The sequence below is a fragment of the Sulfuricurvum sp. genome, from assembly GCF_023250475.1.
Taxonomy (GTDB): domain Bacteria; phylum Campylobacterota; class Campylobacteria; order Campylobacterales; family Sulfurimonadaceae; genus Sulfuricurvum.
The window spans coordinates 1-10,851 of record NZ_JAHFAQ010000077.1 but is presented as its reverse complement, the minus strand read 5'-3'; the positions used below and the strand labels follow the sequence as shown (position 1 = coordinate 10,851).

At 42.2% G+C, this 10,851-nt stretch carries 10 protein-coding genes and 1 pseudogene; 9 read left to right on the top strand and 2 right to left on the bottom strand.

The window, feature by feature from the left end; translation table 11 throughout:
• The 3 genes and pseudogenes from Q0C19_RS08180 to dxs all read left to right on the top strand — a co-directional run.
• Window positions 1-167 (top strand): FliG C-terminal domain-containing protein (locus Q0C19_RS08180; protein WP_295054979.1); only part of this gene is annotated, 167 nt, incomplete at its 5' end.
• Window positions 168-172: 5 nt separating this feature from the next.
• Entirely contained in the window at window positions 173-949 is a 777-nt protein-coding gene (fliH, locus tag Q0C19_RS08175; protein ID WP_295054977.1) for a flagellar assembly protein FliH, read from the top strand.
• Window positions 950-1,022: 73 nt separating this feature from the next.
• Window positions 1,023-2,840 (top strand): annotated as a pseudogene (gene dxs / locus Q0C19_RS08170) (1-deoxy-D-xylulose-5-phosphate synthase).
• On the opposite strand, the gene pgeF reads toward dxs, so the two are convergent.
• A complete protein-coding gene (gene pgeF, locus Q0C19_RS08165; RefSeq protein ID WP_295054975.1) occupies window positions 2,827-3,582 on the bottom strand; it encodes a peptidoglycan editing factor PgeF in 756 nt (251 codons plus the stop codon). The pseudogene dxs and the gene pgeF overlap by 14 nt on opposite strands.
• 147 nt (window positions 3,583-3,729) lie before the next feature.
• Here pgeF and Q0C19_RS08160 point away from each other — a divergent pair, with 147 nt between their 5' ends.
• Window positions 3,730-4,161, top strand: coding sequence for a heme-binding domain-containing protein (locus Q0C19_RS08160; RefSeq protein ID WP_295054972.1), 432 nt, complete (start codon window positions 3,730-3,732; stop codon window positions 4,159-4,161).
• A gap of 79 nt (window positions 4,162-4,240) precedes the next feature.
• On the opposite strand, the gene Q0C19_RS08155 is transcribed toward Q0C19_RS08160, so the two are convergent.
• On the bottom strand, window positions 4,241-4,519 hold the full coding sequence (locus tag Q0C19_RS08155; protein ID WP_295054969.1) for a hypothetical protein: 279 nt from the start codon (window positions 4,517-4,519) through the stop codon (window positions 4,241-4,243).
• Between the two features lie 341 nt (window positions 4,520-4,860).
• On the opposite strand from Q0C19_RS08155, the gene Q0C19_RS08150 reads away from it, so the two are divergent.
• The 5 genes from Q0C19_RS08150 to ovoA form a co-directional block, all read left to right on the top strand.
• Complete coding sequence (locus Q0C19_RS08150; protein ID WP_295054966.1) at window positions 4,861-6,996, top strand: nitrogen regulation protein NR(II); 2,136 nt, start codon at window positions 4,861-4,863, stop codon at window positions 6,994-6,996.
• A 19-nt stretch (window positions 6,997-7,015) separates the two neighbouring features.
• Complete coding sequence (locus Q0C19_RS08145) at window positions 7,016-7,717, top strand: response regulator transcription factor (protein WP_295054963.1); 702 nt, start codon at window positions 7,016-7,018, stop codon at window positions 7,715-7,717.
• Between the two features lie 147 nt (window positions 7,718-7,864).
• Window positions 7,865-8,245, top strand: coding sequence for a PAS domain-containing protein (locus Q0C19_RS08140; RefSeq protein ID WP_295054960.1), 381 nt, complete (start codon window positions 7,865-7,867; stop codon window positions 8,243-8,245).
• Between the two features lie 18 nt (window positions 8,246-8,263).
• Window positions 8,264-9,373, top strand: a complete 1,110-nt coding sequence (locus Q0C19_RS08135) for a methyl-accepting chemotaxis protein (RefSeq protein WP_295054957.1) — start codon at window positions 8,264-8,266, stop codon at window positions 9,371-9,373.
• A gap of 207 nt (window positions 9,374-9,580) precedes the next feature.
• Window positions 9,581-10,851: 5-histidylcysteine sulfoxide synthase (gene ovoA / locus Q0C19_RS08130; protein WP_295054954.1), on the top strand; the 1,271-nt coding region annotated here is incomplete at its 3' end.

Below are 10,851 nucleotides of genomic sequence, written 5' to 3'. Positions count from 1 at the left end.
ATATGTCCCAACGTGCGAAAGATGCTTTTGTCGAGGAGCTCCAGTTTTTGGGTGCCGTTAAGATGAAAGAGGTTGAGGGGGCGCAGCGTAAAATCGTTGATGCCGTTCAGGCATTGGCCGAACAGGGTATCTTGCAGCTCGGCGAATCTGAAGAGATGGTGGAATAAACGATATGGATGTAGTTATTCAGCAGAATTCTGCAGGGGCACATACCATTAGCAAATATCAATTTAAGATTCTTTCATCACTCTCCGGGATGAGTGTGGGAGAAGCGGCGCAGGAGATGAATAATATACCGGCAGATGAGCCGGTTTCAGAGCGACGCAAAGAAGAAAGCAAATCGTCTAAAGATGAACTGATTGAATCGCTGATGAAAAAAGCCGATGAGATGAGTTCGAATGTTATCAAAATGCAGATGCGTCTTGAATCGATGCAGGAAGAGCATGCCTCTGTACTTGAAGAGGCTAAAAAAATAGCCTATCAAGAGGGGCTAGAAGCCGGTATAGCGCAAGAAAAGGCTCAAAAGGAGGGGCAAAGTGCTCAATCGCATGATCAACTAGCCCAATCGGTTAAAACGCTGGAGAATGCTGCCGCAGAGTTTACAACCGCTCTTGGGTCGATCCAAAAAGAGCTTACCCACACGGCCCTGGATATCGCCAAAGAGGTGATCGGGATTGAAACAGGGGAACATAGCTCGAAAATCGCGGCTAAACTCTCTAATGACTTGATCGAAGAGTTGAAAGATGCCTCTAAAATAATGTTACGCGTCAATCCGATCGATCATGGATTTATCTCCGAAAAAGTAGGTTCAATGACCCACGTAGAAGTTCTCTCGGACCGTGCAATCAGCCCAGGAGGAGTTGTCGCTATCAGCGATGCCGGGAATATCGATTCGGAGATTAAAAAGCGCTACGAGAGATTGAAACGTTCCTTGTTGCTTGAATCATAAAGCATTTATAAACATTCGCTTTTATACTATTAAGTATTGAAACATATAACTATTTTTAGGACAGTGCATTACAATGGATATTAAAAATTTTACCTTGCCGGAGCTAGAAGAACTCTCTCAAAAAATACGGGATCGTATTTTGGAAGTAGTCAGTACCAACGGCGGCCATTTAAGCTCTACCTTAGGGGCGACCGAGATTATTGTCGCGATGCACAAAGTTTTCGATGTGATGAATGATCCTTTTATCTTTGACGTATCGCACCAAGCGTATGCCCATAAGCTTCTGAGTGAACGTTGGGAAGAGTTTGCAACGCTTCGTCAGTTCAACGGACTGAGCGGCTATACGAAACCTTCTGAATCGGCATGCGATTATTTTGTGGCGGGGCACAGTTCGACCTCTATTTCTTTGGGCGTCGGAGCAGCCAAAGCCATTGCCCTTAAAAATGAGCAAGAGAGCCGTATCCCTGTTGTGCTGATCGGTGATGGCGCTATGTCAGCCGGAATGGCGTATGAGGCGATGAATGAACTGGGAGACCGTAAATATCCGATGGTGATCATCCTCAACGACAATGAGATGTCTATCGCCAAACCGATCGGAGCGATCAGCCGAATGCTCAGCTCCGCGATGGCAAGCCCTTTTTATCAGCGGTTTAAACGAAAAACGGAGCAGTTTGTCGATAACTTCGGTGAAGGGGCCCATTATCTCGCGAAGCGGTTTGAAGAGTCGTTTAAACTCATTACTCCGGGGATTATGTTTGAAGAGATGGGGATCGAATACATCGGGCCGATCGACGGACATGATCTAAAATCGTTGATTGAGACGTTTGAGATTGCTAAAGGGATGGGCAAGCCGGTTTTGGTGCATATCCAGACAATCAAAGGGAAAGGGTACGAGATCGCCGAGGGGAAACATGAAAAATGGCATGGTGTTTCTCCGTTTGATCTCAAAAGCGGAGCGGCAAACGCCAAAAGTTCGGTTAAAAGTGCTACACAGATCTATGCCGATGCCCTGATGGATCAGGCGCTTAAGAATGAGAAGATTGTAGGGGTTACTGCCGCAATGCCAAGCGGAACGGGATTAAGTGCTCTGATGGAAAAATTTCCCGAAAGATTTTGGGATGTAGCGATTGCCGAACAGCATGCGGTGACGTCGATGGGGGCTTTAGCCAAAGAGGGTTTTAAACCGTTTTGTACCATCTACTCAACTTTTTTACAACGGTGATTTGATCAGGTAATCCATGATGTCTGTTTGATGGATTTGCCGGTTGTCTTTGCAATGGATCGTGCCGGAATCGTCGGCGAGGACGGGGAAACCCATCAAGGGGCATACGATATCAGCTTTTTACGGCTAATCCCCAATATGACCCTTTGTGCTCCGCGCGATGAGTTGTCGTTTCATCAGATTGTCGATTTTGCAAGCAGGTATGAGCATCCGTGTGCCATTCGATATCCAAGAGGTGCATTCGCAGAAGTGGATCTTATGGAATCTGCTCCGTTTGTAGAGGGGAAATCGCAATTGCTCATTACAAATACCTCTAACCGCTTGTTTATCGGATACGGAAACGGCGTCGGGCGGGCGGCACAAACGATGGCATTTATGGATGAGCAGCCCTCATTGCTTGATCTGCGATTTGTTAAGCCTTTAGACACGCAAATGCTGCGTCAAATGGCTGTTCAGCATAAACAATGGTATGTATTCAGCGACTCCTCACGTATGGGAGGAGTAGGAAGCGCACTGCTCGAATGGCTCAGTGAGGAGAAAATCACCGATGTGCAGGTGATCAGTTTCGAATACAAAGATGAATTTATCAAGCATGGCAACACTAAACTTGTAGAAGAGTCGCTCGGCCTTCTTCCTGAGCAACTGGCCGCTCGCGTTATCGGAGAATAATCACCCCTGCGATTCTTCCCGTCTGCTGTTGATCGGCTCGATAGGAGAAATACTCTTTATTCTTGCATGATGTACAATCCCCGATTACCTCAATATGTGCCGAGTCAATAGAGAAGCGTTCTAATTGCTGCAACAAAATCGTGTTGACATCTAAAAATACCTTTTCATTAATTCTTTGCAAGGCGGAGGAATACCCTTTTTCTTCGGTCTCTTTCGCAATGGCTTCATTGACCTCATAACAGCATCCGCCGATGGATGGTCCCATGATAATACGAAGATCGCGTGCGTTACAGCCGAATTCTTTTCCCATCGCTTCCATTGTTTTTGGGAGGATGGCATTAAGCGCACCTGCACGTCCCGCATGAACGGCTGCACAAGCATGACGGATCGGATCATAGAGGAGAACGGGGGTACAATCGGCACTCATCACCATAAGCGGCGTATTGAGACGGTTTGTAATCAGTGCGTCGCACTCGGGTGGAGTATCGAAATCAAGAGTATTATCGACAATGACGATCCGATCGGAGTGGATTTGGCGCATGTGGACTAGTCGGCTCCGCGCATATCCAAGTTGTTTAGCTAACGAATCGTGGTTTTTAATAACGTCCCTTGGATTGTCGCCGACATGAAATGCCAAATTGGCATTTGTATAAGGAGCTTTTGAGACTCCGCCGTGGCGTGTTGTAAAGGCGGCGATAAGGCCTTCAAAAGAAGATAACAGAGTTGGTGTGAGGGTTTTCATACAGTGAGTATACCCTCAGAGCGGTTTGGATGGAATTAAGATCTTCGAAAAACACACTACGGAGTTCTTTAAAACCCTCCGTTTATATTGATTCGGTATCATTCCCTCGCTAAACAGTAAACGACTATACTTTGAAGGATAAAGAGAATGAATAAGATACTACTGTGGGGTTTTGGTATCGCAATCGCAATACAGTTTATTAGACCTGATTTTAATAATGCTAAAGTGGATGAAACTATTGCGCTGAATACCGATCCAAAGGTTATGAGCGTTCTTAAAACTTCATGTTACGACTGCCACTCAAATGAAACGAAATACCCTTGGTATCATAATGTCGCTCCAATGTCATGGGTGATGTCCGGTAATATTGATGGAGGGCGAAAAGCGCTTGATTTTTCAAATTGGGCAAATATCGATCCTAAAGTGAAGCTAGAACGATTGAAGCGTGCAAAACAACTGGTTAATAATGAATTAATGCCCAAAAGTGAGTATCTGCTAATGCATAAAAATGCGGTTCTAACGGGTGAAGAGAAAAAAGTGCTTGAACAATTTTTTGATTCGCAATTAGAAAAACTGTAAGACGTATAAAACTTCTGTTCAGATGAGGAAAATGGTGTCTTTTCCCCTTGCTAAACGGAAGTATTAATTGGAAAATTAATTAGTTCTTCGGCTTTTCAAAACAGACGCTGCCGCTTGTTCCGATTTTATTACCGGTTGTGTATTCTGAGATATAAATCATTCTCCACCCATCGTATTTTTGGAAAAGTTTTGTCATATCAGAAGTGCTTCTCATATCTACTTCTTCACACCGTGTCATCATATTTGAATTCACATCCGAATTTCTGATTTGGGCTTGAATATTTGCCGGCGCACAAGCCGTAAATAAAATAGCCGAAGCACTGAGTACACCTAGTAATAATAATTTTGTTACGTTCAAGTAAACTCCTTATAGTAATAATTTAATATACTGACATAGTTATGCTTACTAAAAAGTGAATTTAAAATAATTTTAATTGAATCTTATGTATTAATTCTTACATGAAAAAGAGTTTGTCGCTTTGATTTTTAATGATTAAATCAAGTAAATGTTTTCGTGTGTTAGTAAATCGCTGAAAAGATTAAAATATCGAGAAAGATGAGATTTTTTTTATAAAATTAGTGTATTGTAATAGTAACTCTAAATCGTTAAAAAGTCTTAAAAATGCTATCAACAGCACAGCCATATAATCAAATTTGTCTAAAACAAAAAATACTTTCCACTTTTGGTTCCATACCAGTATGATCGGTTCATTGCGAAATATTTGGATCGGTGCCTTTCTTGCTGTTATGGTTCTGATGAGCGGAATATGGGTCGTTTATCAAGATATTCGAACTCAAATTTTGACGCAAATAAAACAACAGCACTCTATTACACTGTTTCACATTAGTGATTTTGAAAAGAATGAAAAATCGCTTGTCAAGATGCTGGTAGAGCATCCGAGGGTAGGAGGGTATCAACCGAATAACCGAACCGATGTCGAGGCTCTTTTTTACGATGTACTCAAAGCAAATACTAAAATTATGCAGGTGCGTCTGCTTGATGTGATGGGGAATGAACAGGTACGGGTAGATCGTCTTCGAGACGGATCTCTCAAACGCTGTTTGGTTGAAAAACTTCAGAATAAAGCAAATCGTTACTATTTTCAAGAGTTTATGAAACTTCCCGCAGGGTCTATCGGATTTTCGGAATTCGATCTCAATATCGAACACGGTCAGTTGGATATCCCTTTTAACCCCACGTTGAGGGTCGGAATGCCGGTTTATAAAAATGGGGTGAAAATAGGAATTATCGTGATAAATTTTTATATGCAACAATGGATAGAAAGCTTGTTGCAGTATACCAGCAATGAGTTTATTCTCATTGATAATGAGGGATATTTTCTGATACATCCGAATAAACAATGGGAATGGTCCCGCTATCAGAACCCTCCGAAAAAAGCAGCGGAGTATTTCGGACTATCTTCTTCGGAACTCAATTATTTCAGGGATAAAGAATATCGCTGGATCAATAATGATACGGTAGCTTTTCCTCTTGATCTATTCGGGCAGAAGCTTTTGGCCCTCTATCGTCCGCATGTATCGCTTCAGAAAATATTCTTTCAAAAAAATCTACAATTTGCGCTGATTGTGTTGACCTCTTTAGCTTTGATAGTTGCACCGTTTATGATGATGATACGTCTTTATATCCGTCGGATAGGGGAAGAAAAGGTAAAAATAAAAGAAGGTAAAACATATTTGGCAACGCTCTTTAATAGTGTGTTCGATGCCGTGATTGTGACCGATAGCTTGGGCGTTATACAGCGTATTAATTATCAGGCTCTTCGTTTATTCGGATATACGCAAGAGGAGTTGATCGGAAAAAATGTCAATATTCTTATTCCTGAACCGTATCACTCTCTTCATAACGGATACATACGCGATTACGTTTCCAGAGGAGAAGATATCCTTGGCACGGAGCGAAATTTTGATGCGCTCAAGCGTGATGGAACATCTATTCCGATATCATTGATCGTTACCCAAATGGAAATTTCCGATAAAAACTTTTTTATCGGAACGATTCGGGATCTGACCCATATCCAAGAATTGGAAAGACGAGAACGTTCCAATGAGATGATGTTGATTCATCAATCCAAGCTTGCGGCTATGGGGGAGATGCTCGGAGCCATCGCCCACCAGTGGCGCCAGCCTCTCAACTCCATCGGCCTTATTATTCAAGACCTTGTCTGGGCATTTGAAAACGATGATTTGGATAAACGTTATTTTAAGAAATCTCAAAACGAGGTTATGGGACAGCTTCTGTATATGTCCAAAACGATTGACGAATTTCGAAACTTTTTTATTCAGGAACAGACGGCTGTTTTGTGCAATGCGATCGAACTTATTGCTGAAATAGAACAGATTTATCGAGTACAGCTGGAAGCGGGGAATGTGACATTAAAGGTAGAATACAAGCACTTTATGGAGAGCATCGAAACCGATATGCTTCACGATAACAATATTTTCAGCCTCATAACGTACCCTTCTGAGGTTAAACAGCTGCTTCTTAATCTTATCTCGAATGCAAAAGAGGCGATTGAACTTCTATCTTCAGCGGATAAACCGCTCCGAAGTACAATTACCCTTACCCTTATTGCGTTAGAGTCGACGATTCAGATTGAGGTTTCCGATCAAGCGGGAGGGATTAGCAAAGAAGTTGCCGATCGTATTTTTGAACCCTATTATACGACTAAAAAGAAGGGAACCGGATTGGGACTTTACATTTGTAGAATCCTCTGTGAGCATCATCTAAATGCAAAATTGATTTTCGATACGGATACGGATACGGCTGTCGGCGCAACGACGTTTACCCTTACCATTCCGCGTACGGTGCATTAAGTAAAAAGGAAAAAATATTTTGGAAGCAGATAAATCGTTGTACGAAGAATTAAAAAAATATTCAATACTAATTGTAGAAGATGATTTGATTGCATTAGCGTCTCTTACCAATATTTTCAAACGCTATTTTAATAATGTCATAACGGCTACGAACGGGTACGAAGCATCGGATTGTATACTATCTCATAAAATCGATATTATCCTCACCGATATGCGTATGCCCTATCAAGACGGTGTCGATTTTATTCAACAAATACGAGAGTTGGATTTTAATACGCCGGCCATTTTTATGTCGGCACATTCAGACTCCGAAACACTTCTTAGAGTGATTCCGTTAAAGATTAGTGAATACTTAATCAAACCGATCCAAATCAGCAAGGTTCTTGAACTTTGTCTAAAAATGTTCAAAGAAAAGACTAAAATCATCGATAAATATCTGTACCAACTTAACAACGGTATTCATATTGATTTAGACGATAAAACGGTCTATAAAGAGGGAGAAATGGTTTTTTTGACTAAAAAAGAGTTTGAATTGCTCTTTCTATTGTTAAAAAATAGACATTCTATTTTGAGCAAAATCCAAATCGAGTATGCATTATGGAATGGGGAAATGATCTCAGAGAGCAGTGTTAAAACACTTATCAAAAAACTCCGTGAAAAAATCGGAGAGGATGCCATTGTGACCGTAAAAAATCTTGGGTATAAGATCTGTATGGATTGAGCGTAATCTTCGAAAATCTAAAAAATAACCCAAAAGTAACTTTGCAAAGCTATCATATTTTTATCAAGTAAAGAACGGTAGATAGCGATATTCTATAGCGTTTAAATTACAGTTGAATGATAGATTTGTACGGAGAATGGAGAAAAGATGGAATATACGCTCAACGATACCGACTTTTTGGTATCGCAAACGGATGCAAAAGGGAAAATTCTTTTTGCCAATGAGGATTTTTGCAAGATTGCCGGCTATACACTGGAAGAGCTGATGGGACAGCCGCACAATATCGTCCGTCATCCCGATATGCCGCATGCGGCATTTAAAGATTTGTGGGATACCGTGAAAAGCGGAAAAGTTTGGAAGGGATATGTCAAAAATAAAACCAAAAACGGCGGGTTTTACTGGGTATTTGCAACCGTTTATCCGAACATCGCTTGCGGTGAAGGCGAAGGAGGCTACATGTCGTGCCGACGTAAAGCCTCTGCAACAGAGATCAAAAAAGCCGAAGCGCTTTATAAAACAATGCGTTAATCAAGGGATATTAAAGAGATGAATAACAGTACAAAAATAATTATTTTATCAATCTTGGGGATCATAGGTGCGGTATTGGCCGTATCGGTTAACTCCGCATGGGTTTCTGCCGTCGTCATTGTGATTCTTATGGGAGTTGCTATAGGGCTTAGTGTCGCTTCATCTTCAGGTTCTGAGGTAATGATGCAGCAGTTGAGTGAACTGGAAGAATTGATGCAGTTTAAACGCAATCAAATGGAAGTACATTTTGCAGAACCCGGAAGTATGGAAGAAAAATTGAACCATTTGGCGCAAACGCATGAAAAAATTTTAGAACAGGACACCAAAGTAGCGGGTGAAATGGTTTTGCTTGCCGATAAAGTACGCCGTGGTCATTTTATGTGTCGAGTAGCCAGTGATTCTAAAACACCCCATGTGCATCTGCTTCGTAAAACAATGAATGCAATGCTCGATGCTACTGAAAAAAACCTCGATCAGGCTATCAACGTTTTGGAAGCATTGAGTGAAGGAAAATTTTCAACCCGTGCCAAAGTAGATGTTGAAGGGAAAATGGCGCAGGTATTGGAAAAAATAAATGATTTGGCAACCGCACTCCAATCAATGGAAAAACAAAATGTTGAAGCCAAAGAGGTGCTAAACAACAATACGCAGCAGCTTAAAGACACCCTTGAAAGCCTTCGTGCAAAAGAGTTTGTTGAATTGAACGGAATGATCAATACGACCGTAGAACGGATTCAGCAAGTCGCCAACAAAGAGCATGAACTTTCCGATAATCTCCAAACGTTAGCCGGAAATGCGCAGGAGACCAAACAAATTTTGACTACCATCGGTGATATCGCCGATCAAACCAATCTTCTGGCCTTGAACGCGGCTATCGAAGCGGCACGTGCAGGCGAACACGGACGTGGCTTTGCGGTTGTTGCCGATGAAGTGCGTAAATTGGCGGAACGTACCCAAAAGAGTTTGGCCGAAACGGCTGCTACGATCAATATCCTTATTCAGGCGATCAATGATAACAGTGAGTCTTTGAATAAAAATATGGACGAGATGATGGATTTAACCACCTATGTCGGAAGTGTTGATGACAAAATGGAACAACTTCTCCACTCTATGGATCGGCTGCAATAGAGACAATACCTGTAACGCAAGAGCAGATTTTAAATTGCCCTTGCGTTAAAAATAGTTCGTTTGTTCTCCCTGTCTGATCGCCTTATGCTCTTTTGATACTTTCCTCTTTTTTATCTTTCTCACCTGCTTAATTCCCTTTTGTTCTGAATAGGAATATTGAGAAAAATATAGGATAAAATACTCTAAAAATGGAATAAGGATAGAATTGTGTTACACAGACAGATGAAATCGGTACGGTTGGACGGGGAGGATATCTCTGCTAAACGTGAAGAACTTAGAGCCTACTTTCATCAAAGTTATGATTTATTTGAGTCCCTTTTTGAACTACTGAAATCGGACGAGGTATTTTACCGTCAGTCTGAGCCTACCCGCCATCCGATGATCTTTTATTTCGGGCATACCGCTATTTTTTACATCAACAAGCTGGTCGCTTCCGGCGCACTGCAAGAGAGGATCAATCCCCATTTTGAAAAGCTGTTCGCTGTCGGTGTCGATGAGATGACATGGGATGCGGCCAGTGATACGCTCAAATGGCCGAGTATTGATGAGGTACGAGAGTACCGCCGACGTGTAAGGAGGTTGGTAGATGAGTTCATCACCGCATTGCCGATGACGTTGCCTATCACCCAAGAGAATCCTTTTTGGGCGATTTGGATGGGGATTGAGCACGAACGGATTCATATTGAAACTTCGAGTGTTCTCCATCGTCAAATGCCTATAGACGATATACGCTCACATGTGGATTTTCCGATTTGCCCGATTCAAGGAGATGCTCCTGAAAATACTTTAGTCAGCTTCGATGCTTGTGAGATACGTTTGGGAAAAGGGACGCAGGACAACGGATTATACGGCTGGGATAATGAATATGGGGTACATGTTGTCCACGTTCAACCGTTTCAAACTTCCAAATATCTGGTGAGCAACGGCGAGTTTATGGATTTTGTGATGGCTTCGGGGTATAGCACACCGCGTTGGTGGGATGAAGAAGGGTTAACATACCTTCAGATTCGAAATGCGGTGTGTCCTCCGTTTTGGATCCCTCAAAAAGACGGTAGCTATAAATATCGCTCGCTTACCGCTGAAATCAGTATGCCGTATAACTGGCCGGTCGAAGTGAATGCTCTTGAAGCTGAAGCTTTTTGCCGCTGGAAAAGTGCTCAGGAGGGGGAAATCTATCGCCTTCCGAGTGAAGCTGAATGGGCTGTTATGGTCCAAGAAAGCGCAGCAGACGAGATATTTGATGATTCTCGCGCTAATATCAATCTCGCCCACTTCGCGTCATCCGTTCCTGTCGATATGTTTGCACATGGGAAACTCAACGACGTCATCGGTAATGTGTGGCAGTGGACACAAACGCAGATGGATGGATTTGATGGGTTTTTTAGTCATCCGTGGTATAGTGATTTTTCCGATCCGACGTTTGACGGAATACACAATCTCATCAAAGGGGGATCGTGGGCCTCGACGGGAAATGAGAT

Excerpts from the sequence above, each read along its gene's own strand:
- pgeF (WP_295054975.1), bottom strand. The coding sequence starts at position 3,582 with ATGAAAACCCTCACACCAACTCTGTTATCTTCTTTTGAAGGCCTTATC.
- Q0C19_RS08150 (WP_295054966.1), top strand. The coding sequence starts at position 4,861 with ATGATCGGTTCATTGCGAAATATTTGGATCGGTGCCTTTCTTGCTGTT.
- Q0C19_RS08135 (WP_295054957.1), top strand. The coding sequence starts at position 8,264 with ATGAATAACAGTACAAAAATAATTATTTTATCAATCTTGGGGATCATA.
- fliH (WP_295054977.1), top strand. The coding sequence starts at position 173 with ATGGATGTAGTTATTCAGCAGAATTCTGCAGGGGCACATACCATTAGC.
- Q0C19_RS08140 (WP_295054960.1), top strand. The coding sequence starts at position 7,865 with ATGGAATATACGCTCAACGATACCGACTTTTTGGTATCGCAAACGGAT.
- Q0C19_RS08160 (WP_295054972.1), top strand. The coding sequence starts at position 3,730 with ATGAATAAGATACTACTGTGGGGTTTTGGTATCGCAATCGCAATACAG.